Origin of the sequence: Lentzea sp. NPDC058450, assembly GCF_042721395.1 — a bacterium.
Taxonomy (GTDB): Bacteria; Actinomycetota; Actinomycetes; order Mycobacteriales; family Pseudonocardiaceae; genus Lentzea.
Map to the genome: position 1 here is coordinate 218,282 of NZ_JBHXLO010000010.1, position 22,757 is coordinate 241,038.

Below are 22,757 nucleotides of genomic sequence, written 5' to 3' on the forward strand. Positions count from 1 at the left end.
GGTCAGGCCTTCCTCGGTCCGTAGAAGCCCTCGGGTGCGGGGACGCCGCGCACCTCGGCGAGAAGACCCTTGACGTCGGTCATGAGCAGGTCGGTGACCTCGCGCAGCACCGCGAGGGACTCTTCCTTCGCCTTGAACTCGCTGAGGTCGATCGGCTCGCCCACGAGGTAGGTGACGGTCTTGCGCGGGAACGGCCGGAACTTCTTCTTGTAGTGGTCGTAGATGTCGACCGTGCCCCAGCGGGCGATCGGGATCACCGGGCCGTCGTGCTGCAGCGCGAGCCGGGCGACGCCGGTGCGCGAGTTCATCGGCCAGGCGTCCGGGTCCTTGGTGATCGTGCCCTCGGGGTAGATCACCACGACCTGGCCGTCCGCCAGCGCCTCGTGGGCCGCGCGCAGGCTCTGCTGGGCGTCCGACGTGCCACGGTAGACGGGGATCTGCTTCGCGCCGCGCAGGATCCGCCCGGCCACCGGGATGTTCCACAGGCTGTGCTTCGCGAGGAAGTGCGGCACCCGGCCGTTGCGGTGCGTGAACACCGCGTCGTAGATCGGGTCGAGGTGCGAGATGTGGTTCATGACCAGCAGCGCGGCCCCCTCGCGCGGGATGCGGTCGCTGTGCAGGTACTTCCGCCTGCCCAGCAGGCCCGACAGCGGGTAGACGATCGCCGCGGCGACCCCGACCCAGAAGCCGCCCTTCTCCCTTTTGGCCACGAGGCCTCTCCTTCACCTGCGGTTGATCTGCGCCCGAGAGCACATTAGTCGCCAGATCGTGGACTATGGCGAGGTGCGAGACGAAGTCGACCTCCTGGTGCCGGTGAAGACCCTGGACCGGGCCAAGACCAGGCTGACCAGCGCGACCGGCGGAGATCCGGTGTCCCACGCCGCGCTGGCGCTCGCGCTCGCGCTGGACACCGTGAGCGCGGCCCTCGCGACGCCGGGCGTCCGCCGAGTGGTCACGATCACATCCGACCCGGCGGTGGCGTCCGAAATGGCCGCACTCGGCGTCGAGTCGGTGCCCGAGCCCGCCGAGCCCGGACTCAACGAGGCGTTGCGGCACGGCGCGCGCACGCTGCGTTCCTCCCGCGTCGGCGCGCTCCAGGCCGACCTGCCCGCGCTCAGATCGGACGAGTTGCAGGCCGCACTCGAAGCCGCCCGCGGCCGGCGCACGTTCGTGCCCGACCGGCAGGGCACCGGGACGACGTTGCTGCTCGCCGCTCCCGGCGGGGAGCTCGACCCGCGGTTCGGCGTTGGGTCGGCCGGGCACCACCAGGTCTCGGGCGCGGCCACGTTGCTCGGGCCGTGGCCGTCACTGCGCTGCGACGTGGACACCGAGGAGGACCTCCGGCTCGCGCTCGGCCTGGGTCTCGGCCCGCACACCGCGAACGCCTTGCCCGCCTGGACAACCTGAGCCGTCGCCGCGCGTCTTCCGGGTCATCTGGGGTGACCACGACTTGGGAGACTGATGCGAGCGCTCATCGCGCTGGCGGCCGTCACGGCCTTGGCGGGCTGTGTCGCCGCTTTTCCGATCGACCGTCCGTCCGACTACACGGCCGAGAGCAAGCTCAGCACGTGCCGCAAGGACTTACCCCAGAACTGGAAGGACGCGCTGGCGCGCAACGAGACGGAGTCCGGCTCGCACGAGAAGGTCGTCGTGGTCGCCGCCGACGAGGACGCCGCCACGACGCTGGTGAAGACCACGCGCAACCGGACGACCGAACTCGTGCTGCGCGACAGCCAGAAACGCCAGCAGGTCATGGCGGTGCAGGACGACGCACAGCTCTCCGGCGTCGAGTTCGACGGCCGCTGGGTGACGTTCTCCACGACACCTCACCCGGAGAACCTCGGCGTGACGACCTACGCGTGGGACTCCAGGAACGACGGTGCGCCCATGAAGATCGGCGACAGCGGTGCCGTGGTGCACAACGGCAAGGCGGCCTGGTCGGACAGCCTGGGCGTGCACCTCTACGACCTCGCCAAGAAGAAGGACAGGGTCGTCGGTCCCGGTCGCACCCCCGTGTTCCTCGGGGACGGCCTCGTGTGGTCGCAGGACGGCAAGTTCCGTTCGGAGGGCGCGCTGCCCGAGCAACTGGCGAACGCGACCCCCGGAGACAGCGTGGCCTCCGACGCCCGCACGGTGGTGTGGACGCAGGGCGACGAACTGCACGGGTGGCGCGAGGGCTGGGAGAAAGCAAGGCGGCTGGCGGCGATCAAGTCGGTGCCACGCACTGAAGGCATCGTGTTCCCGCGGGTCAGCGGCGACTTCGTGTCGTGGGTGTCGGAGGCGTCCTACGTCACGGACGTGCGCAGCGGCGCGACCATGCACACCAGCGAAGGCGGGTACTGGCTGGAGGTCCACGGCGGAGCGCTCACCCGGCAGGGGTGGCGCGTGGCGGCGTCCGCGCCGCTGAACCGGTTGTCCTCGTTGTCCGCGTGCTGACGATGCTCGAGGTCGTGACGAACACCACGAAAATGTGTGTTTGAGCAACGCCACAGGGAACCCCGGCACCTTTACATCCGTATCCCCCTGTGCCGAACGACGTACCCCCCTGACGTCGTTTCCCCGACGCACCACCCCGAGGTGTTCCTGCATGAGTTCATTGACGCACGCCGACTACCTGGCGTTGCGCCGCTTTCCCGCACTTGACGGCCTGCGCGCCATTGCCGCGGTACTGGTCGTCTTCTTCCACTACGGCGGCCCCGACTGGCTTCAGGGCTGGGCCGGTGTCCAGATGTTCTTCGTCCTCAGCGGATTCCTGATCACCACGCTGATGCTGCGCGAGGAGCACCGGACAGGCCGGATTTCGCTCGGCGAGTTCTACCTGCGCAGGGCGTTCCGGATTCTCCCCGTGTACTTCGTGATCCTGCTCGTGACGGTCGTGGCGTCCCTGTTGTACGGGACGTTCGTCAGCAACGGGATCGGCTCCGCGCTCAAGTACTTCCTCACGTTCACCAACGAGTTCGCCGGCGCCAGCCCGTACGGGCAGTCCTGGTCGCTGGGCATCGAGCAGAAGTTCTACCTGGTCTGGCCCCTGGTGGCGATCGCGCTCGGCACCGTCGTGCTGCGTCGCCGCGCCGGTGCGGCCGCCCTCGGCATGCTGCTCGCGCTCGTGCTGGTCAACTTCACGACGGCGCACAGCAACCCCGGCTGGCCGTTGCACTACTTCTCGATCCTGACCGGTGTGGTGCTCGCGATCGCGTTGCACAGCCCGCGTGGATTCGCCCTGCTCCGGCCGCTCACGAACCCGGTCGCGCAGGTGATCGTCTCCATCGGATTCGTCGCCGTGCACCTGGGTGTGAAGCCGATGTCCGGTTTCCTGGACGGGATCAACGGAATTCCCGGTCACGTGCTGGTCATTCCGGTGTACGCGCTCGCGACGGCGGTGCTGCTGACCGCGATGATCGCGCCCGGTCCGATGACGACATTCCTGTCGACGAAGCCGATGCAGTTCGTCGGTGAGCGGTCGTATTCGTTGTACTTGGTGCAGACGATCGCCGCGACGATCGCGTGGTTCTTCTGGCCCGCTTTGTCCGGTCTCGGCCAGTCCTTCGTGGTCACGGCATTGGGACTGGCGCTGGCGAGTGTTCTTTACGCGACCGTGGAGATCCCGATGATCAACCTCGGCCGGCGCGTGATCACCCGCCAGCGCGCGAAAGCCGCTGTCCGAGCAGGCGTGGCTCAGCAGGGTGCGCCGCAGGCTCCCGCGCCGCAGTCCGAGTCGTCGCGGTTCGCGACCATCGGGCAGGCCCAGCCGTAGAACGGGTTCGGGGCGAGCGGCACGGGTTCCCGGTCGCTCTCCCGGATCAGTTCCCTGGCGTGGTGGGCGGTCAGGGTCACCGGAGTGCCGGACGCCTGCGCCTCGTAGGCGCCCTTCTCCAGCTGCAGGATCTCGACGCCGCGGGAGATGTCCGCCACGAACGCGGTGTCGCGGTGCCAGTACGGCGCCCACGAGGTCGCGGTGTCCGGCCGCCAGTACCCGATCTGGATCGGCTTGGCGGGGTTCGAGATGTCGAGGAACCTCGTGCCCTGGTTGTACCAGGAGTAGGCCACGATCCTCTTCTGCACGTCGAAGTAGTGCGCGGAGCACGTGACGTCGCCGGGGATCGTGCCCTCCTGGTCGTCCGGGCTCCAGATGCCGACGGTCCTCATCTCCTTGGGGGTCTCGCCCCAACCCTCACCGTTGTGCGTGCCCTGCAGCGAGGAGATGACGAACCGGCCCTCGGTCTTGCAGGTCGGCGAGCCGAACGCCTCCTCGGTGTGCAGGAGCAGGCTTCCCGCCGGGTTCTCCCGCGTGGGCTTCGGCCCGTCCGCGAGCGTCCTGCCGATCGGCCGGAACGAGTTGTGCGTGAACGAGGTCGGCATGTCCGCCTTCGGCACGGCACCACCCGCGTACGGGACGGGGTCCCACGCCTTCGCCTCGCGGTACTTGCCGCTCAACGGGTCGCGGTGCCAGCCCTGCGTGTAGTAGCCGCGGGTGCCGTCGTCGCCCGCCACCCACGCGATGCCCTGCGCGTCGACCTGCACGTCGTGCGTGATCTTCCCCTCGCCCGCCTTGCCCCGGACGTCGACGGAGACCGGAAGTTCCTTGGGCGTCTTCGGATCGCGGATGTCCGTCACGAAGATCCGCCCGGTCTTGGCGTCCGACCGGTCGAGCCCCGCCGTCCAGAGGAACTGGCAGTCGTTGACGCAGGTGCTGGTGTGACCGGTGTTCTGCCTGTGAAAGCTGAGGATCTTGAGGTCGGCAGGGTCCACAGCGGACACGATGTAGTTGCCGGTCGGGCGGTCGCCGGGCAGCGCGCGGCCGAACGAGTTGACCTCGCGCGCCAGGAACGCGAGCTTGCGCTTGGGGTCGACGTTGATGTCCTCGTTCTCCCAGAAGCGCTTCGTCGGGTCGTCGCCCGGCAGCGCCATCTCCTCCTTGGTGAGGTGGTCGAGGAGTTTCGGCTTGTCGAGGTCGCTGACGTCGAACGTCTTGAGCCCGGTCTCCATGCTCACGAACGCCACGTCGCGCTTGCCGTACTGGGCGAACGCGATCGAGATGGCCCGTTCGGTACCGGGAAGTGAGGCTTTCAGGCGAACGTTCTTCGCCGCCGCCTGGAGTCGTGGTTTGTCCACCACCGGGGTCTTCGGTTCGGCGGAAGCCGCCGAAGCCAGGCCTGCCGTGGTGAAGGCCAACAGGGTCGCCGCGGTCAACGTGGCAATAACCTTCATGCATCGACCCTGGCAGCGGCTCGAACGAACCGTGTAGGTCCGAACGTCTAGGCTCCTGCTCCGTGCAGGCGACTGTGTCCACATTTAACGGCGATGGCTCCGCCACCGTCCTTCGAGATGACGGCGTCCTCGTCGACGTGAGTGCGGCGGCCGTCACGGCGGGTGGCTGGCGGATGCTGCGTCCGGGCCAGCGGGTGACCCTCGAACGTAGTCCCGACGGGGCCGTTACAGCTCTTCGCATGCCTGTTCTGTGACGAGGAGTTCACCAGACGGACGTCCTGGTTAGGGGCGCTAACGGCAATCTTGCGACACAATGCGTGACGTGAGCACGGACGACAACGACGGCAAGGCGACCCCCTCCCGACGCCGCTCCACGCGCAGCAAGGCAGCGGCCACCCCGCGTGCGGCGGCGGCACCGAAGAGGCAGCCCCGCGCGGCGACGCGGCGGGCCTCCAACCCGCGTGCCAAAGCGGAACCGGAGCAGCCGCCGGCCGTCGCGCCCACGCGGGCCGTGCCCTCGGCGCCTCCCGCGGTGACGGCGCCCGTCCAGCCCACGGACCTGCCGGACGACCGGTACTTCAACCGTGAACTGTCCTGGTTGGACTTCAACGCCCGCGTGCTCGCGCTCGCCGAGGACTCCTCGCAGCCGTTGCTGGAGCGCGCGAAGTTCCTCGCGATCTTCGCCTCGAACCTCGACGAGTTCTACATGGTCAGGGTCGCGGGCCTGAAGCGCCGCGCGGAGACCGGTCTGACGGTGCGCAGCGCGGACGGGCTCACGCCGCTCGAGCAGCTCGTCGCGATCTCCAAGCGCTCGCAGGAACTCGTGGAGCAGCACGCCCGCGCGTTCCTCGACCACATCCGGCCCGGCCTGGAAGAGCACCGGATCAGCATCGTGGCGTGGGGCGACCTCACGGACTACGACCGGTTGAGGCTCTCCAACTACTTCAGCGAGCAGGTGTTCCCGGTCCTGACGCCGCTCGCGGTCGACCCGGCGCACCCGTTCCCGTACATCTCGGGGCTGTCGCTGAACCTCGCGGTCACCGTGCGGGACCCCGAGGGCGGCGGCGAGCGGTTCGCCCGCGTGAAGGTGCCGGACAACGTGCCGCGGCTCGTGCGCGTGGAAGCGGACCGGTCTTCCTCTTCGGCGACCTTCCTGCCGTTGGAGGAACTCATCGCCGCGCACCTGGGCGAGCTGTTCACCGGCATGGAGGTCATCGAGTGCCACGCGTTCCGCGTGACGCGCAACGCGGACCTCGAGGTAGAGGAGGACCGCGACGAGGACCTGTTGCAGGCGCTCGAACGCGAGCTCGCGCGGCGCCGGTTCGGTCCGCCGGTCCGTCTCGAGGTGGCCGACGACATGACCGAGCACATGCTCGAACTGTTGTTGCGGGAGATGGACGTCGACCCGCACGACGTCGTGACCGTGCCCGGTCTGCTCGATTTGTCGTGCCTGTGGCAGCTCTACGGCATCGACCGCAAGACGTTGAAGGACCCGGCGTTCGTGCCGGCGACGCACCCGGCGTTCGGCGAGCGCGAGACGCCGAAGAGCGTTTTCGCGACCCTGCGCGAGGGTGACGTGCTCGTGCACCACCCGTACGACTCGTTCTCCACGTCGGTGCAGCGCTTCATCGAGCAGGCCGCGGCGGACCCGCACGTGCTCGCCATCAAGCAGACGCTGTACCGCACCTCCGGTGACTCGCCCATCGTGGACGCGCTGATCGACGCGGCCGAGGCGGGCAAGCAGGTCGTGGCGCTGGTGGAGCTCAAGGCGCGCTTCGACGAGCAGGCGAACATCAAGTGGGCACGGGCGCTGGAGAAGGCGGGCGTGCACGTCGTCTACGGCCTGGTGGGCCTGAAGACGCACTGCAAGACGTCGCTGGTGGTGCGCCAGGAGGGTTCGACGATCCGCCGTTACTGCCACATCGGCACCGGCAACTACAACCCGAAGACCGCGCGGCTGTACGAGGACGTCGGCATCCTCACGGCCGAGCCGACGATCGGCGCGGACCTCACGGACCTCTTCAACGTGCTGACGGGCTACGCGCGCCAGGACGAGTACCGCTCGTTGCTCGTGGCTCCTTACGGCGTCCGCAAGGGCATCGTGGACCGGATCAACGCCGAGATCGAGCACGCGCAGGCGGGCAAGCCGTCCGGTGTGCGCATCAAGGTGAACTCGCTCGTGGACGAGCAGGTCATCGACGCGCTGTACCGGGCGTCGCAGGCCGGCGTGCCCGTGGACGTGGTCGTGCGCGGCATCTGCGGCCTCAAGCCGGGCATCAAGGGCCTGTCCGAGAACATCCGGGTGCGGTCGATCCTCGGCCGGTTCCTGGAGCACTCGCGCGTCTTCCACTTCGTCGCCTGCGACGAGTACTGGATCGGCAGCGCGGACATGATGCACCGCAACCTGGACCGCCGCGTCGAGGTCGCACTGCGCGTGGCCGACCCGCGACTGACCCGGCAGCTCGGCGACATGTTCGACTCCGCGCTCGACTCCCACACGCGCTGCTGGGTGCTGCGGGCTGACGGAGAATGGGAGGCCTCGCCTTCGGACGGGTCGTCCGTTCGGGACCACCAGATGGAACTTCTCCACAAGCACGGAGCTCTTGGGTGATCAAAGCTGCTGGGGCGGTGCTCTGGCGCGATGCCGACGGTGACGTCGAAGTCGCGGTGGTGCACCGCCAGCGTTATGACGACTGGTCGTTGCCGAAGGGAAAGCTCGACCACGGAGAGACCATCCCCGCCTGTGCGGCGCGGGAGGTCCTGGAGGAGACCGGTTACTCCGCCGTGCTCGGCCGCCATCTTCGTCAGGTGTCGTACTCGGTGCGCGGTGTGCCGAAGACCGTGGACTACTACGCGGCGCTGGCGGTCTCGGGGTCGTTCGCCGAGAACGAAGAGGTCGACGAGCTGCGCTGGCTGCCGATCGCCGAGGCGTCCTCGTTGCTGACGTACGGACCGGACCGCGACGTGCTGGAGGAGTTCTCCCGCCTGCCCGCCGACCTCCTCGTCGTGCTGCTGGTCCGCCACGCGAAGGCGGGCAAGCGTTCCGAGTGGCACGACGACGATGACCTCCGCCCGCTCTCCGACGCGGGCCGGCGCCAGGCGGACGCACTCCGCACGTTGTTGCCCTTGTGGGCACCGACCCGCGTGCACACGGCCCCCAGGGTCCGTTGCGTGGACACGGTCGCGGCCGTCGCGTCGGACCTGGCCGTGGAGATGGTCGAGGAGCCCCGCCTGTCCGAGGAGGGCTACTGGCCCGACCCGGACGCGGGTCTGGTGCGGCTGCTGGAGGTGGCCGCTCAGGAGGGGCGTGCGGTCATCTCGTCGCAGGGCGGCGTGATCCCGTCGGTCGTGCAGTCGCTCGCCGAACTGGGCGGCCTGCGCCTCGACGAGATCCCCTGCAAGAAGGGCAGCACCTGGGTGCTCGCCTTCACCAGGCCGTTCGGCTCGTGGTCCACTTCGGACTCGCCTTCGCGCTGGCCAACCCTGGTGTCGGCCCATTACCTGGCCTCCCCGCTACCCCGTCCCTGAAGCTCTGACTCCGCCGTCTTCCCGGCACCGCCGAAAGTTCGCCTCTGGCAACCAACTCGGCCGGGAAGGCGGCGGTTTCGCTTCTGACGGGGGCGTTCGCAGGCCCTCATGCGTTATTTCTATTGGCGGGTGCGGGAGTTCGATCCGGCCAATTCGGAAGCCGTGCCGGAGTCCGGAGTTCGGTGCTTCTCCAGGCTTGCGGGATCGTCATATCCACTGACATTCACGCCTGGGACGGCTTCTCGGTTCCCCGCTGACTCCGGGGGCAACGGCCGGGCGCGGCCACCATTCCTCAGATCCGCCGGGCGATGCCGCCGTCCTATTGCTGCTTCTTCATCGCCCGAACCGATCGCCGGGGCGGACAGCTGTCTTCCCGCCGTGCCAGGCACCTCTGGGGCGCTCAGCGCGCCTTTCGCGCCTGGCCAAGCACCTCCCAGGCGTCTCAGCACGCCTTTCCTGCCCTGCAACGCCTGCGGCTCTCCTCCACACACAGACACGCGGAAGGCCCCGGTGTGCGCACACCGGGGCCTTCCGCGTAGTTGCTGAAGTGACGCAGCCTCCCTCAGGAGGCCCGTCTCACTTCTTCTTGGCAGCCGTCTTGCGAGCGGCCGGAGCCTTCGCAGCCGTGGCCTTGGCGGCCGGCTTCGCAGCGGGCTTCGCCGCAGCCGTCGTCTTGGCGGCGGCGGTCTTGCGGGCCGCGGGGGCCTTCGCAGCGGCAGCCGGCTTCGCGGCGGCGGCCTTGGTGGCGGTCGCCTTCGCGGGCGCCTTGGCAGCAGCGGGCTTCGCCGCAGCGGCCGTGGTGGTGCGACGGGTCGCGGGCGCCTTGGTGGCGGCCGCAGCCGTACGCGTGCGCGTCGTGGTCGTCGCGCGGGTCGTCGCGGGCTTGGTCGCCGGAGCCTTGGTGGCCGCGGGCTTCGCGGCGGCAGCGGCGGCGGGCTTCGCGGCGGCCTTGGCCGCAACGGCCTTCGGCAGCTTCTTCGCACCGCTGATGACGTCCTTGAACGTCGAGCCGGGGCGGAACGCGGGCACGTTGGTCTTCTTGACCTTCACGGTCTCACCGGTGCGCGGGTTGCGCGCCGTGCGAGCCGCACGGGCACGCTTCTCGAAGACGCCGAAGCCCGTGATGTTGACCTTCTCGCCCTTGTTGACGGAGCGCACGATCACATCGACGAGCCCGTCAACAGCAGCACCGGCGGTCTTCTTGTCTCCCAGGCGCTCGGCGAGCGCCTCGATGAGCTGGGCCTTGTTCACCTTCAGTCCCTCCCAGGACGCTCACGGCCCATAAGCGTCTGGGCCGACTAGAACGCAACGGTAGGCCCAAAACGCGAGAAATACCAATCGCCACGCCAAAATTTTCGTTGTGGCGTGGCTAATTGCGCCCCTTCGAGGGACAGGAGGCGCCGGATTCGCCCCTCTCAAGGGGAGAATCCGGCCCCCTCTCAGACCGCCGGAAGCGGATCCGTTGTGGGCAACCAAGTCTGGCGTTCGCCCTCGAAATCGCTGATCTCGGCCTCGTGGCGCAGCGTCAAAGCGATGTCGTCGAGGCCCTCCAGAAGGCGCCAGCGGGTGTAGTCGTCGATGTCGAAGGGGGCTACCAAGTCCTTGGCGCGAACGGTCTTGTCGGTGAGGTCGACGGTGACCGGCGTGCCGGGTTCGGACTCCAGCAACTTCCACAGCAGTTCGACATCGGACTGGCTGCACTGCGCCGCCACGAGCCCCTGCTTGCCCGAGTTGCCCCGGAAGATGTCCGCGAACCGGGACGAGACGACGACCCGGAAGCCGTAGTCCATCAACGCCCAGACGGCGTGTTCCCGAGAGGACCCGGTGCCGAAGTCAGGGCCCGCAACGAGGACGCTGCCCGCCTTGAACGGCTCCTGGTTGAGGATGAAGTGCTCGTCACCGCGCCAGGCGGCGAAGAGCCCGTCCTCGAACCCGCTGCGGGTCACGCGCTTGAGGTAGACGGCCGGGATGATCTGGTCGGTGTCCACGTTGGACCTGCGCAGCGGCACACCGACACCGGTGTGGGTGGTGAAGGCTTCCATGGTCAGTTCTCCAGGTCTGCGGGGGCCGACAGGGTGCCGCGCACGGCCGTGGCGGCGGCGACGAGCGGCGAAACGAGATGCGTCCGGCCGCCCTTGCCCTGCCTGCCCTCGAAGTTGCGGTTGGAGGTCGACGCGCTGCGCTCGCCGGGCGCGAGCTGATCCGGGTTCATGCCAAGGCACATCGAGCAGCCGGCCTGCCGCCACTCGGCGCCCGCGTCGAGGAACACCTTGTCCAGGCCCTCGTCTTCCGCCTGCTTGCGCACCCGCATCGAACCGGGGACGACCAGCATCCGTACTCCTGATGCGACGTGCTTCCCCTTGATGACGTCCGCGGCGGCGCGCAGGTCCTCGATGCGCCCGTTGGTGCACGAGCCGAGGAAGACGGTGTCCACGCGGATGTCGCGCAGCGGCGTACCGGGCTCCAGGCCCATGTACGTCAGCGCCTTCTCGGCGGCCACGCGCTCGTTCTCGTCCGCGATCTTCTCGGGGTCGGGGATGCTCGCACCGAGCGGCAGACCCTGCCCGGGGTTGGTGCCCCAGGTGACGAAGGGAGTCAGCTCGTTCGCGTCGATGTGAACCTCGGCGTCGAACGTCGCGTCGTCGTCGGTGCGCAGCGTCTTCCAGTATTCGACGGCCTTGTCCCAGTCCGCGCCGGACGGTGCGTGCGGACGGCCCTCGATGTAGTCGAAAGTCGTGTCGTCAGGTGCGATCATGCCGGCGCGCGCGCCCGCCTCGATCGACATGTTGCAGACCGTCATGCGCGCTTCCATCGACAGCGCCTCGATGGCGTCGCCGCGGTACTCGAGCACATATCCCTGCCCGCCACCGGTACCGATCTTCGCGATGACGGCGAGGATGATGTCCTTCGCCGTGACGCCTTCACCGAGCGAGCCGGTGACGTTGATGGCCATCGTCTTGAACGGACGCAACGGCAACGTCTGCGTCGCCATCACGTGCTCGACCTCGGACGTGCCGATGCCGAACGCCAGCGCGCCGAACGCGCCGTGCGTGGACGTGTGACTGTCGCCGCACACCACGGTCATTCCCGGCTGCGTGAGGCCGAGCTGCGGGCCGACGACGTGCACGATGCCCTGCTCGAAGTCGCCCATCGGGTGCAGCCGCACCCCGAACTCCGCGCAGTTGCGCCGGAGCGTCTCAACCTGCGTGCGCGACACCAGATCCGCGATGGGCTTGTCGATGTCGACGGTCGGAACGTTGTGATCCTCGGTGGCGATCGTGAGATCGGCCCTGCGCAGCTTGCGGTTCGCAAGGCGCAGACCGTCGAACGCCTGGGGGCTGGTGACTTCGTGCAGCAGGTGGAGGTCGATGTAGAGCAGGTCCGGCTCCGCACCACTTCCGTGGCGCACAACGTGTGCCTCCCACACCTTCTCCGCGAGCGTGCGGCTCATCGCGACATCTCCCACATGATGGACGTGCCGACAGATCTGGACTTCTCACTGTCTGGGAAGTTAGTATCGGCTTGTGGGACAGCATAGCGGGATCGGCGTGCTGGACAAGGCAGTGGCCGTGTTGAACGCCGTAGCAAAAGATCCTTGTGGCCTGGCCGAGTTGTGCAACCGCACCGGCCTCCCCCGGGCAACCGCACACCGCCTGGCCGTGGGCCTGGAGGTGCACCGGCTGCTGCGCCGTGGCTCCGACGGCCGCTGGCGCCCCGGCGCGGCCCTGGCAGAACTGGCGGGCGGCGCGACGGACCCGTTGCTGGACGCCGCTTCCTCGGTCCTGCCACGCCTGCGCGACATCACCGGCGAAAGCGTGCAGCTCTACCGCCGGGACGGAATGCAGCGAGTCTGCGTCTCCTCGGCAGAACCGCCTTCGGGCCTCAGGGACACGGTCCCCATCGGCGCGAGGCTCCCCATGACGGCGGGCTCAGGCGCCAAAGTCCTGGCCGCCTGGGCGGACCCGGGCACCCAGCGAGCAGTCCTGGCCGACGCCGTCTACGGCGAACGCACCCTCCTGGAAGTCCGCCGCCGAGGCTGGGCCCAGTCCGTGGCGGAACGAGAACCAGGCGTGGCCTCGGTCTCAGCCCCGGTAAGGGACTCCTCAGGCGCCGTAGTGGCCGCAGTCTCAGTAAGCGGCCCCATCGACCGCATGGGCCGCCGCCCAGGCGCCCGCTGGGCAGCAGACCTACTGGCAGCAGCCGAAGCCCTACAGAGCCGCCTCTAAAGCACCAACACGACGAAGGCCGCCGCCCCACCAAGGGCAGGCGGCCTTCACCGTTTCCCACCCGACACGCCGAGCTAACCGCCCCGACACGCGGCCACAGACGTCTCAACACGCACGACCCCAAACGGCCCAACGCCAAGCCGGGGAGAAGGTGGGAGCGGGGCCCGATGGAGCGGAAAGCGAGTCAGGGGCGGGAGAGGGGCGCAGGCGGGGAGGGGCAGGGGGCGGGGATGAGGTGACAGAGACAGGAATGAGGGAGCAGGAAGGCCAGCGAAGACCGGAAGGGATGGGCGATCTGAGCGGGAACTCGAAGGCGAAGCGAACGAGAATGGCCCGACTGACACGCTGAGCGAAGCGAGGGCGACCGGCCGGAAATGGACGGTCGGCACAGGGCCGAATTGGCCGATCACATTCTTGTGACCCACACCACCCATGATGGTTTCGGCGAGCGAAGCGAAGCCCACACCCACGAGGCGAGCGAAGCGAAGCCCAAACCGAGCAAATCAGGGCAACACACGGGCGGGGGTCCGGGGGCGGAGCCCGCCGGCCGGGGGTCTGGGGGCTTGGCCCCCAGAGGACAAAGCGAAAGAGGCCTGTCAGCGTTTTCCGCTGACAGGCCTCATCCACCTCTGTAGCCCCGAAGGGATTCGAACCCTCGCTACCGCCTTGAGAGGGCGGCGTCCTAGGCCGCTAGACGACGGGGCCCTAGAACTTCTTGCTGGAGTGAACCTTATCAGATCTCTCTGTCCGGTCCAAATCCGGCTATTTAGTTCTGTTTGTTGCTGTTCTTGCCAAACACTTTAGCTTTTCAGCAGCTCCGGAAGCTTACCCGAGGGCAGTTCTTCCTTCGCAGCTGGGGTACCAGGACTCGAACCTAGACTAACTGAACCAGAATCAGTCGTGCTGCCAATTACACCATACCCCATTGGCTTTCACGATCGACTTCGTTGTCCCGCAGGAGTTCCGAGGTCCTCGTTGCTGCCGAGAGAAATACTAGACCACGCCCCCACCAGAAGTGAAATCGGCCCCCACCAACACGCATCCGCGCAGGTGGGGGCCGGTCTCAACGATGAACCTCAGGCGTTGGCGGCGGACAGCTCGCAGACGACGAGCTCCGGCAGTTCGGCCAGGTTCGTGATGGACGACAGGCCCGCGGGCAGGGTGCCGCCGGTCGGGCCCGTGCGGTTGAGCCACACGCCGTGCATTCCGGCGTCGCGCGCGCCGATGGCGTCGGCGTGCAGGCGGTCTCCCACGTGGACGGTGTCGCCGGGCGGGACGCCCAGGGCGAGGCACGCGGTGTGGAAGATCACGCGGTCCGGCTTGGCGCAGCCGACCTCACCCGCGATGAGCACCGCGTCGAAGTACTCGGAGAGGCCGAGCTGGGCGATCTTCACGCGCTGGTGGCGGCCCGAGGCGTTGCTGATCGCGGCGATCGGCAGACCGGTGGCGCGCAGCCAGTCGAGCATCGGGATGACGTCCGGGAACAGGCACCAGCCCGCGGAGAGCACCTCCTGGCGGCCGACCTCACGGCGCGTCGCCTCTTCGAGCGTCAGGTCCTCGCCGAGTGCGGCGAAGAAGGCCTGCGTGCGGATGTTGCGCATCTGCTCGTACTGGAGGTCGCCGGCGAGCTGGCGGGAGACGTGGTCGTCGGTGATCCGCTGCCACAACGCCCAAGCGTCGGCGTTACCGACCATCGATGCCAACGCGGCTCGCGAAGAAGTGCTGTAGTCGACAAGTGTGTCGTCGACGTCCAGGCACACAGCGCGGATCTCGCCGGTTCTCTTACGCGTGAAAGTCGGGGACGCAGTTGTCACCCCGGAAGGTTAGGTGCGAGGGGGCCTCGTCCGATTCGGCTAACGAGGTGATTCCTATAGGTCCTTGCACGATCAAGCGGACCTTGAGGGCCCGAACGAACCAGTGAGACTCCTCCGAGCGCCGAAAGCAATCGCCCGGTCGAGTGTTGTTCGGCGAGACAACGATCTTCGTCTCAGCCGGCGGTTCCGCGAGCGCGACACTCTAGCTCGCACAACGACATTCCACATCAGCCGCAACCCATTCGGGGCCTGGGACACCAGACCGTCCACATTGGACCGTCCCAAACGAGAGCCACGCCACTCGGAACTCCGCTTGACGCACCAGGCGATCAAGAGCATGCTGAGTTTATTCAACAGAGGTTGAAAAGAGGGGATCGACATGGAGAGGACTACCTGTCTCGTCGTAGGTGGCGGACCTGCCGGGATGGTGCTGGGGTTGCTGCTCGCGAGGGGTGGCGTCGAGGTCACGGTGCTGGAGAAGCACGGCGACTTCCTGCGCGACTTCCGCGGCGACACGGTGCACGCGTCCACGCTCACGCTGCTGGACGAACTGGGGCTCGGCCCGGCGTTCGCGCAGGTGCCGCACCAGTTGGTGGACAAGATCGAGTCGCTGATGGAGGACGGCAGCCGCATCCCGATCGCCGACCTGAGCCGGATTCCCGGCCCTCACAAGCACATCGCGATGGTGCCGCAGTGGGACTTCCTCGACCTGCTGGCGGACGCGGGCAGGCTCGAGCCCACGTTCTCGTTGCGGATGAACACCGAGGTCACCGCGATCACCAAGAGCGGCAACAGGGTCACGGGAGTGAAGTACCGGGACCGCGTCGACGGGCACGAGGGCGAGATCGCCGCGGACCTCGTCGTCGCGGCGGACGGGCGGAGCTCGATCCTGCGCGACGCCGTGGAACTGCCGGTGTACCGCTTCGGCGCGCCGATGGACGTGTGGTGGTTCCGCTTGCCTCGCAAGGAGAGCGACCAGGTCAGGGGCGGCGCCGGCCGGTTCAGCGCGGGCAGCGCGCTGGTGCTTATTCCACGCGGGGACTACTTCCAGTGCGCTTTCCTGATCCGCAAGGGGACAGATCAGCAGGTGCGGGCGGAAGGTGTGGAGAAGTTCCGCGAGCGCGTCGTCACGCTCGTGCCGTGGCTCGCGGATCGCGTCGACCACATCGAGAGCATCGACGACGCGAAGCTGCTGGACGTGAAGCTGGACCGCCTCAAGCAGTGGCACGTCGACGGACTGCTGTGCATCGGTGACGCGGCGCACGCGATGTCGCCGATCGGTGGCGTGGGCATCAACCTGGCCGTGCAGGACGCCGTAGCGGCCGCCACGTTGCTCGCGAAGCCGTTGCGGGACGGCACCGTCAGCGGCGCCAAGCTCGCGAAGGTGCGGCGCCGCAGGTGGTTCCCGACCGTGGTGATCCAGACGATGCAGCGGGTCATCCAGGGCGCCTTCCTCAAGCGCGTGGTGGACGGCAACGCGACGATCTCGTCGGACCGGCTGCCCGCACCGCTGAAGCTCGCTCAGCGCTTCCCGCGGCTGCAGGCGATTCCCGCCTACATGGTGGCGATCGGCCCACGTCCTGAGCACGCGCCGGACTTCGCGCGCAGGGCACCGCAGACCATCGTCAGGTCGTGACGAACGCCTCGGAGGACTCGCCGAGCACCATCGCCACGGCGTGGGCGCGGTCACGGGCGCCCAGCTTGCGCAGGATCGCCTTCACGTGGGTCTTCACGGTGTCGTTGCTGATGAAGAGCCGCTGGGCGATGCGCGCGTTGTCCATTCCCTTCGCCATCTCGGCCAGCACGTCGAACTCCCGTGCCGACAGCTGGCCGAGCGAGGCAGGCGGAGGCATCCGCGACGGCAGGCGCGCGAGTGACCCCACCCGCGCGTCGATCGTGGCGGGAGCACCCCGCACCGCGGCCGCGATCAGCGGTAACAGCTCGGCCACGGGCGAGGTCTTCAGCAGGTAGGCGACCGCGCCGGCGTCCAGGGCCGCGCGGGCCCAGCTCGGACTGTCCGCATTGGACAGCACGACGACGCGGGCGCTCGGCCGGAACTGCGCCGTGTCGCGCACGGTGCGCAGCGGTCCGGCGCCCGGGACGTCGAAGTCCGTGACGACCAGGTCCACCAGCGTGGCGCGGAGGCTCCGCGCAGCCTCGGCCACGGTGTGGGCGATGCCCACAACGCGGAAGCAATGCGTGCGGTGCAGCGAAAGCCGCAGCCCTTCGGTGATGAGCTGCGAACCGTCGACCAGCAGCACACGGGTGGACGCCAGGTCCGTCATGACACCGGGAAGTTACTCGCGGGTACCCGGTCGGGGAACCTTCCGGACGCCGGATTGCTCCGTACGGCTACCTATTTGCGACCGGATTGGTGAGCGTGCCAAGGCCGTCCACAGTCACGGAGACCGTCTGTCCGGCCGTCATCGGCCCGACACCGGCCGGAGTACCGGTCAGGATCAGGTCGCCCGGCAGCAGCGTCATGATGGCGGACACGTACTCGACCAGTGACGGAATGTCGTGCACCATCAACGAAGTACGTCCGTCTTGTTTGACCTGCCCGTCGAGCTCGGTGACTACGCGGACGTCCGACGGGTCGAACTCGGTCTCGATGAAGGGACCCAACGGACAGAACGTGTCAAAACCCTTGGCACGGGTGAACTGCACGTCCTTCTTCTGCAGATCCCGCGCGGTGACGTCGTTGGCGATCGTGTAACCCATGATCACGCTGTTCGCCTTGGCGCGCGGCACGTCGCGGCACGGCTGGCCGATGATGACCGCGACCTCGCCCTCGAAGTCGACGCGCTCGGACGCGGCCGGGAGCTTGATCTCGACGTTCGGCCCGATCACCGAGGTGTTCGGCTTGAAGAACAGCAACGGCTCGACGGGCACCTCGTTGCCCATCTCCTTCGCGTGGTCCGCGTAGTTCCGCCCGACACCGATGATCTTGGTGGGCAGAATGGGCGCGAGCAGCCGCACGTCGGCCAACGGCCACTTCCGGCCGGTGAACGTGGGCGTGCCGAAGGGGTGTTCGGCGATTTCCGCGGCCTCGTCGCCTTGAACGGCGACGAAGGCCACGCCAGCGGGATGAGCAATCCTGGCAATACGCACAGTGCCAGTTTACGAGGTCATCCATTCCTCATCGACTTGTGCACGAGTGCGTCGCACAGCGCGAGCCACGACGCCTCGACGATGTTCCCGTGCACTCCGACGGTCGTCCACTCGCGCTCGCCGTCGGTGGACTCCACCAGCACGCGCGTCACCGCGTCCGTGCCGGGGTGCTCCGTCAGGATGCGCACCTTGTAGTCGGCCAGCTCCACCGCGTCCAACCAGGACAGGTGCGGCAGCAACGCCTTGCGCAGCGCCGCGTCCAGCGCGTGCACGGGCCCGATCCCCTCGGCCGTGGCGATCACCCGCTCCCCCGCCACGTGCACCTTCACCGTGGCCTCGGACACGATCTCCCCGTCCGACCGGTGGTCGAGCACGACCCGGTAGGACTCCAGCGTGAACGGCGGAGTGTCCAGTTCGGACAGCTCACCGCGCAGCAACAGTTCCAGCGAGGCGTCGGCGGCCTCGAACGACCACCCCTTCGCCTCCAGCTCCTTGACGCGCGCGAGCGCCGTCCCGACCTCCTTCCCCCGGCCGGCCAGGTCGAGCCCGAACTCACGTCCCTTGAGTTCGATGCTCGCCCGACCGGCCATCTCGGTGACCAGCACCCGCATGTCGTTGCCGACGATGTCCGGATCGATGTGGTTGTACAGCTCCGGATCCACCTTGATCGCGCTCGCGTGCAGACCCGCCTTGTGAGCGAATGCTGACGACCCGACATAAGCCTGGTGGGTGTCGGGTGCGATGTTCGCGATCTCGGCCAACGCATGGGAGACGCGGGTGAGCTCGGCCAGCGCCCCGGTCGGGAGCACCTCCATGCCGAGCTTGGTCACGAGGTTTCCCACGACGGCGAACAGGTCTGCGTTACCCGCTCGCTCGCCATAACCATTGGCAGTGCACTGCACATGCGTCGCGCCCGCCTGAACGGCCGCGATCGTGTTGGCCACCGCGCAGGACGTGTCGTCCTGGCAATGGATCCCCACGCGAAAACCGGTCTTCTCCACGACCTCGGCGACCGTGTCGGCGAGGTTCAACGGCAGCTGCCCGCCGTTCGTGTCGCACAACACGACCACGTCCGCGCCACCCTCCACAGCGGACTCCAGCACCCGGAGGCTGGTGTCCGGCGAGAACGCGTACCCGTCGAAGAAGTGCTCCGCGTCGAGGAAGACCCGCCGCCCGTGCTCCTTCAGGAACCTGACCGTGTCGCGCACCATCCGCAGGTTCTCTTCGGTGTCCGTCCGCAACGCGCGTTCGATGTGCCGCAGATCCGACTTGGCCACCAGCGTCACCACCGGCGCCTGCGACTCCAGCAACGCCTTGACCTGCGGGTCGTCCTCGACCTTGATCCCCGCCTTGCGCGTCGCCCCGAACGCGACCAGCTTGGCGTGCTTCAGTTCCAGATCACCGGCCGCCGCCCGCGCGAAGAACTCCGTGTCCTTGGGCAGAGCGCCGGGCCAGCCGCCCTCGATGAACCCGACGCCGAGCCCGTCCAGCAGCCGCGCGACCGCGAGCTTGTCCGTGACGGAGTACGAAATGCCCTCACGTTGTGCGCCATCGCGCAACGTCGTGTCGTAGACGTGGAACTCGTCGGTCGGGCCGGCCATCGGGGTCATCTCCTCATCCGGGCAAACAAAAAGACCCCCCGCGGGATGCGAGAGGTCTGCGCGTCGGGTGCCAGGGGCGGCAACTACCCGACGCGCTCGTCAATAATGATGGCGGTGAACTGAGCCATGTCCGGGATGCTGCCACAGCTCAGCTCGGCGTACCAAGCGACGGGAGGAAATCTCCCACTATCTGGTCACGGGTTCACGCCTGTGACGCGGCACCCAACCGCAGTCGTCAATGCAAGCCATCCACCTGCGAAACCTGGCACGCGATGCCGCAGGCGAGCCCGAACGGGCTGATGCCACCCCGTGAGCCGGTTACGCCGCTCAAGGCGATTGGGGCTTTACCTTGAGGGGGCGGGATGCCAACCTGTCCGGTCCGGCCGGGGCGCTTTCAACCCCGGCTTGTGAAGGCCGCGAACGCATCCCGCCAGAGGCTCAAGGTCAAGCCCCAATCGCACACCCCAGGTCTTTCGTCACGACCCGCGCAAGCACCCTCGCAACCGCAGCGTCAGGACGCCCCGGCCAGGAACTTCGCGAACGCCTCCACCGAAGCCGCGTTCCGAGGCCCCTCCACCAACGCCGCGTAAGGCAACGAGAAGAACTTCTTGCCCTTCACCGCGGGTGAGTTGGACAACGGCGCGAACCCCTCCAGGAACGCCTGCTTCTGCTCAGGCGTGTTCGCCTCCCCGTCCGCGTAGTCCACGATGAGCACCACATCGGGGTTGCGCTGCACGACCGTCTCCCAGCTGACCGTGGTCCAGCTGTCGTTGAGGTCGCCGAAGATGTTGTCCCCACCGGCCTTCGAGATCACGTCCTGGGGCGCGGCGTTCCTGCCGGACGTGAACGGCTGGTCCTGGCCGCTGTCGTAGAGGAACACCTTGGGGCGCGGCTTGCCCTCCATCAACTTCCCGGCCGCGGCGATCTGCTCCTGGTAGGACTTGACGAGCTCCTCCGCCTTCGCCTCGACCCGGAAGATCTTCCCCAGGTTCCGCAGATCCGTGTACAACGCGTCCAGCGCGGGCATGATCCCCCGCTGCTTCCCCACGCCGTTCCGGCACGCCTCGGTCAGCTGGTAGGTCGGAATCCCCAGCCCCTTCAACGCGTCCGGCGTGAACCCGGTGCTCTCGGAGAAGCCGTAGTTCCACCCGGCGAACACCAGGTCGGCGTTGACGCCCTGCACGACCTCCTTGGAGATCTTGTCCGACAGGTGCTTCGACGACGAGAAGTCGGCCTTCCACGGCGAGGTCCGCACGTCGACGGTGTCGACCCCGTTGATCACGTAGCCGGCCATCCGGTCCTTGAGGCCCAGGGCGAACATCATCTCGGTGATGCCCGTGTCGTTGGTGACCACTTTGGACGGAACCGAGTCGAAGGTGACCTCGGCGCCGCAGTTGGTGATGGTGACCGGGTCCGCGGAGGCAGGGGCTGAGGCGACGGTGGCGCCGCAACCGGACACGAGCAGGACCAACGAAGCGACGAGCGCGGTTCTCAAGAAATGACCTCCTGGTCGAACAGGAGCTGGGGAACTCCCGTGGTGGGGTGGCGCACGACGTGTGCGGTGACGTGGAAGACCTTGGCGATCAGCTCGGGCGTCAGGACCTCGTCCGGTGTGCCGGAGGCGACCAGCGCACCCTCGTCCAGCACGTAGAGGCGGTCGCAGTAGGACGCGGCGAGGTTGAGGTCGTGCAGCACGGTCAGCACCGTGACGCCGAGGCCTCGGGTGAGCGACAGCACTTCGAGCTGGTGGCGGATGTCCAGGTGGTTGGTCGGCTCGTCCAGCACGAGCACGCGCGGTTCCTGGGCCAGGGCGCGGGCGATCAGGACCCGTTGCCGTTCGCCGCCGGACAGGCTGAGGAAGCTGCGCGACGCCAGGTGCGCGACGTCGACCGTGTCCAGTGCGGAGGCCACCACGGCGGCGTCGCGGGGTGAGCGGTCGTGCGGCAGGCGGCCCATCTCCACGACCTCGGTGACCGTGAAGTCGAACTCGACCTGCGACTCCTGCGTCAGGGCGGCGAGGTCGCGGGCGACGTTCTGTCGCTTGTGGACGTCCGCGCCGTCGAGCAGGACGGTGCCGGTGGTCGGTTTCAGGGCGCGGTAGACGCAGCGCAACGTCGTGGACTTGCCGCTGCCGTTCGGGCCGACGACGCCCACGACCTCGTCGGCCGCGTGCAGCGTGATGTCCGAGATGATCCCGGCCACGGTGACCTGGTCGACCTCGACGCGCATCAGCGTCCTCCGAACACGTAGGTGCGGCGCCGCATCAGGAAGATGAAGCAGGGCACGCCGACCGCCGCGGTGATGACGCCGAGCGGGAGCTCCTCCGGCGCCGCCAGCATGCGGGCGGCCACGTCGACCCAGACCAGGAACGACGCTCCGGCGAGGGGCGCGAGCGGCAGGACCTTGCGGTGGTCGGCGCCGACGACCATGCGGGTGAGGTGCGGCAGCATCAGGCCGACGAACCCGACCGCGCCGCTGACCGCCACCAGCACCCCGGTGATGCCGGCGGTGACGATGAACAGCTGCGTGCGGAACCGGTTGACGGACACGCCCAGCGTCGTGGCGGTCTCGTCGCCCATCGCCAGCGCGTTCAGCTGCCGGGCGCGCGTCATCAGGTAGGCGACGCCGGCCAGGGTCACGACGAACGCGATCGGCAACTGCGTCCAGGTCGCGCCGCCCAGGCTGCCGAGCAACCAGAACATCGCGCTGCGCGCCGCCTCGCCGTGCGGCGCCTGGAACACCAGCAGCATCGCGACGGCCGAGAACCCGTACGCCAGCGCGGTTCCGGTCAGCACCAGCCGCAACGGTGTGAGCCCTCGGCTCGTGCGTGCGGTGAGGTAGACCAGAGCCGTGGCGCCGAGGCCGGTCACGAACGCCCCGACCGAGAGCGCGTACACGCCGAGCCCGGACAGGACGCCGAGCGTCGCCACGGCCGTCGCGCCGACACTCGCGCCCGACGAGATGCCCAGCACGTAGGGATCGGCGAGGGCGTTGCGGACCATCGCCTGGATCGCGACGCCGACCGCGCTCAGCCCGGCCCCGACGACCGCGGCCAGCAGCACGCGCGGCAGCCGGATGTCCCAGACGATGTGGTACTGGCCGGCGAGGTCGGCCGGGACGGTGCCGCCGGTGAACGCCGCCCACAGCAGGTCCAGGGTGACGTCGAACGGAACGGACACGGGGCCGAGTGCCACGCCCGCGACGATGCTGACGGCGAGCACGCCGACGAGCGCGCTGATCTTCCCGATCACTGATGCCCTTCCCGCAGT

At 68.2% G+C, this 22,757-nt stretch carries 19 protein-coding genes and 2 tRNA genes; 7 read left to right on the forward strand and 14 right to left on the reverse strand.

The features are described from left to right. Nucleotides 1-2: 2 nt before the first annotated feature. Nucleotides 3-710, reverse strand: coding sequence for a lysophospholipid acyltransferase family protein (locus ACFWNN_RS18520; protein WP_382441129.1), 708 nt, complete (start codon nucleotides 708-710; stop codon nucleotides 3-5). Between the two features lie 73 nt (nucleotides 711-783). On the opposite strand from ACFWNN_RS18520, the gene cofC reads away from it, so the two are divergent. The 3 genes from cofC to ACFWNN_RS18535 all read left to right on the forward strand — a co-directional run bounded on the left by cofC (nucleotide 784) and on the right by ACFWNN_RS18535 (nucleotide 3,754). Beyond that, entirely contained in the window at nucleotides 784-1,407 is a 624-nt protein-coding gene (cofC, locus tag ACFWNN_RS18525; protein WP_382441130.1) for a 2-phospho-L-lactate guanylyltransferase, read from the forward strand. 54 nt (nucleotides 1,408-1,461) lie between these two features. Beyond that, nucleotides 1,462-2,436 (forward strand): hypothetical protein, encoded by a 975-nt coding sequence (locus ACFWNN_RS18530; RefSeq protein WP_382441131.1) that lies wholly within the window; start codon nucleotides 1,462-1,464, stop codon nucleotides 2,434-2,436. Between the two features lie 151 nt (nucleotides 2,437-2,587). Then, a complete protein-coding gene (locus tag ACFWNN_RS18535; RefSeq protein ID WP_382441132.1) occupies nucleotides 2,588-3,754 on the forward strand; it encodes an acyltransferase family protein in 1,167 nt (388 codons plus the stop codon). On the opposite strand, the gene ACFWNN_RS18540 is transcribed toward ACFWNN_RS18535, so the two are convergent. Further along, on the reverse strand, nucleotides 3,676-5,208 hold the full coding sequence (locus tag ACFWNN_RS18540; protein WP_382441133.1) for a hypothetical protein: 1,533 nt from the start codon (nucleotides 5,206-5,208) through the stop codon (nucleotides 3,676-3,678). The two genes, ACFWNN_RS18535 and ACFWNN_RS18540, sit on opposite strands and share 79 nt — an antisense overlap. Before the next feature lie 313 nt (nucleotides 5,209-5,521). Between ACFWNN_RS18540 and ACFWNN_RS18545 the strand changes: the two genes are divergently transcribed. Next, on the forward strand, nucleotides 5,522-7,819 hold the full coding sequence (locus tag ACFWNN_RS18545) for an RNA degradosome polyphosphate kinase (RefSeq protein WP_382441134.1): 2,298 nt from the start codon (nucleotides 5,522-5,524) through the stop codon (nucleotides 7,817-7,819). Next, complete coding sequence (locus tag ACFWNN_RS18550; protein WP_382441158.1) at nucleotides 7,819-8,736, forward strand: NUDIX domain-containing protein; 918 nt, start codon at nucleotides 7,819-7,821, stop codon at nucleotides 8,734-8,736. Before ACFWNN_RS18545 ends, ACFWNN_RS18550 begins: the two co-directional genes overlap by 1 nt. Nucleotides 8,737-9,312: 576 nt before the next feature. On the opposite strand, the gene ACFWNN_RS18555 is transcribed toward ACFWNN_RS18550, so the two are convergent. The 3 genes from ACFWNN_RS18555 to leuC form a co-directional block, all read right to left on the reverse strand. Continuing rightward, nucleotides 9,313-9,987, reverse strand: a complete 675-nt coding sequence (locus ACFWNN_RS18555) for an HU family DNA-binding protein (RefSeq protein WP_382441135.1) — start codon at nucleotides 9,985-9,987, stop codon at nucleotides 9,313-9,315. Nucleotides 9,988-10,175: 188 nt separating this feature from the next. After that, complete coding sequence (gene leuD / locus ACFWNN_RS18560; protein ID WP_382441136.1) at nucleotides 10,176-10,778, reverse strand: 3-isopropylmalate dehydratase small subunit; 603 nt, start codon at nucleotides 10,776-10,778, stop codon at nucleotides 10,176-10,178. 2 nt (nucleotides 10,779-10,780) lie between these two features. Next, a complete protein-coding gene (gene leuC / locus ACFWNN_RS18565; protein ID WP_382441137.1) occupies nucleotides 10,781-12,187 on the reverse strand; it encodes a 3-isopropylmalate dehydratase large subunit in 1,407 nt (468 codons plus the stop codon). A gap of 73 nt (nucleotides 12,188-12,260) precedes the next feature. Here leuC and ACFWNN_RS18570 point away from each other — a divergent pair, with 73 nt between their 5' ends. Continuing rightward, entirely contained in the window at nucleotides 12,261-12,962 is a 702-nt protein-coding gene (locus ACFWNN_RS18570) for an IclR family transcriptional regulator (RefSeq protein WP_166043375.1), read from the forward strand. A gap of 632 nt (nucleotides 12,963-13,594) precedes the next feature. Here ACFWNN_RS18570 and ACFWNN_RS18575 read toward each other — a convergent pair. The 3 genes from ACFWNN_RS18575 to ACFWNN_RS18585 all read right to left on the reverse strand — a co-directional run bounded on the left by ACFWNN_RS18575 (nucleotide 13,595) and on the right by ACFWNN_RS18585 (nucleotide 14,776). Beyond that, nucleotides 13,595-13,667: transfer RNA gene (locus tag ACFWNN_RS18575), tRNA-Glu, on the reverse strand. A 148-nt stretch (nucleotides 13,668-13,815) separates the two neighbouring features. After that, nucleotides 13,816-13,887, reverse strand: a tRNA-Gln gene (locus ACFWNN_RS18580). Nucleotides 13,888-14,038: 151 nt separating this feature from the next. Beyond that, nucleotides 14,039-14,776 carry an HAD family hydrolase gene (locus ACFWNN_RS18585; RefSeq protein ID WP_382441138.1) on the reverse strand — a complete coding sequence of 246 codons (738 nt, stop codon included), beginning with the start codon at nucleotides 14,774-14,776 and terminating at the stop codon, nucleotides 14,039-14,041. A gap of 379 nt (nucleotides 14,777-15,155) precedes the next feature. On the opposite strand from ACFWNN_RS18585, the gene ACFWNN_RS18590 reads away from it, so the two are divergent. Beyond that, entirely contained in the window at nucleotides 15,156-16,412 is a 1,257-nt protein-coding gene (locus tag ACFWNN_RS18590) for an FAD-dependent oxidoreductase (protein WP_382441139.1), read from the forward strand. Here ACFWNN_RS18590 and ACFWNN_RS18595 read toward each other — a convergent pair. The 6 genes from ACFWNN_RS18595 to ACFWNN_RS18620 all read right to left on the reverse strand — a co-directional run bounded on the left by ACFWNN_RS18595 (nucleotide 16,402) and on the right by ACFWNN_RS18620 (nucleotide 22,739). After that, nucleotides 16,402-17,061 (reverse strand): LuxR C-terminal-related transcriptional regulator, encoded by a 660-nt coding sequence (locus ACFWNN_RS18595; protein ID WP_382441140.1) that lies wholly within the window; start codon nucleotides 17,059-17,061, stop codon nucleotides 16,402-16,404. The two genes, ACFWNN_RS18590 and ACFWNN_RS18595, sit on opposite strands and share 11 nt — an antisense overlap. Nucleotides 17,062-17,128: 67 nt before the next feature. Beyond that, entirely contained in the window at nucleotides 17,129-17,887 is a 759-nt protein-coding gene (locus ACFWNN_RS18600; protein WP_382441141.1) for a fumarylacetoacetate hydrolase family protein, read from the reverse strand. A gap of 17 nt (nucleotides 17,888-17,904) precedes the next feature. Beyond that, nucleotides 17,905-19,488, reverse strand: a complete 1,584-nt coding sequence (cimA, locus tag ACFWNN_RS18605) for a citramalate synthase (protein WP_382441142.1) — start codon at nucleotides 19,486-19,488, stop codon at nucleotides 17,905-17,907. 511 nt (nucleotides 19,489-19,999) lie between these two features. Beyond that, on the reverse strand, nucleotides 20,000-20,983 hold the full coding sequence (locus ACFWNN_RS18610) for an ABC transporter substrate-binding protein (RefSeq protein WP_382441143.1): 984 nt from the start codon (nucleotides 20,981-20,983) through the stop codon (nucleotides 20,000-20,002). Further along, nucleotides 20,980-21,717, reverse strand: a complete 738-nt coding sequence (locus tag ACFWNN_RS18615) for an ABC transporter ATP-binding protein (RefSeq protein ID WP_382441144.1) — start codon at nucleotides 21,715-21,717, stop codon at nucleotides 20,980-20,982. The genes ACFWNN_RS18610 and ACFWNN_RS18615 overlap by 4 nt, the downstream gene beginning before the upstream one ends. Beyond that, nucleotides 21,717-22,739, reverse strand: a complete 1,023-nt coding sequence (locus tag ACFWNN_RS18620) for a FecCD family ABC transporter permease (protein ID WP_382441145.1) — start codon at nucleotides 22,737-22,739, stop codon at nucleotides 21,717-21,719. Before ACFWNN_RS18620 ends, ACFWNN_RS18615 begins: the two co-directional genes overlap by 1 nt. Nucleotides 22,740-22,757 lie beyond the last annotated feature (18 nt).

Bases quoted from the DNA above. Each gene is read 5' to 3' on its own strand.
- ACFWNN_RS18530 (WP_382441131.1), top strand. From the start codon at position 1,462: ATGCGAGCGCTCATCGCGCTGGCGGCCGTCACGGCCTTGGCGGGCTGT.
- ACFWNN_RS18535 (WP_382441132.1), top strand. From the start codon at position 2,588: ATGAGTTCATTGACGCACGCCGACTACCTGGCGTTGCGCCGCTTTCCC.
- ACFWNN_RS18540 (WP_382441133.1), bottom strand. From the start codon at position 5,208: ATGAAGGTTATTGCCACGTTGACCGCGGCGACCCTGTTGGCCTTCACC.
- ACFWNN_RS18545 (WP_382441134.1), top strand. From the start codon at position 5,522: ATGCGTGACGTGAGCACGGACGACAACGACGGCAAGGCGACCCCCTCC.
- leuD (WP_382441136.1), bottom strand. From the start codon at position 10,778: ATGGAAGCCTTCACCACCCACACCGGTGTCGGTGTGCCGCTGCGCAGG.
- leuC (WP_382441137.1), bottom strand. From the start codon at position 12,187: ATGAGCCGCACGCTCGCGGAGAAGGTGTGGGAGGCACACGTTGTGCGC.
- ACFWNN_RS18590 (WP_382441139.1), top strand. From the start codon at position 15,156: ATGGAGAGGACTACCTGTCTCGTCGTAGGTGGCGGACCTGCCGGGATG.
- ACFWNN_RS18595 (WP_382441140.1), bottom strand. From the start codon at position 17,061: ATGACGGACCTGGCGTCCACCCGTGTGCTGCTGGTCGACGGTTCGCAG.
- cimA (WP_382441142.1), bottom strand. From the start codon at position 19,488: ATGGCCGGCCCGACCGACGAGTTCCACGTCTACGACACGACGTTGCGC.
- ACFWNN_RS18615 (WP_382441144.1), bottom strand. From the start codon at position 21,717: ATGCGCGTCGAGGTCGACCAGGTCACCGTGGCCGGGATCATCTCGGAC.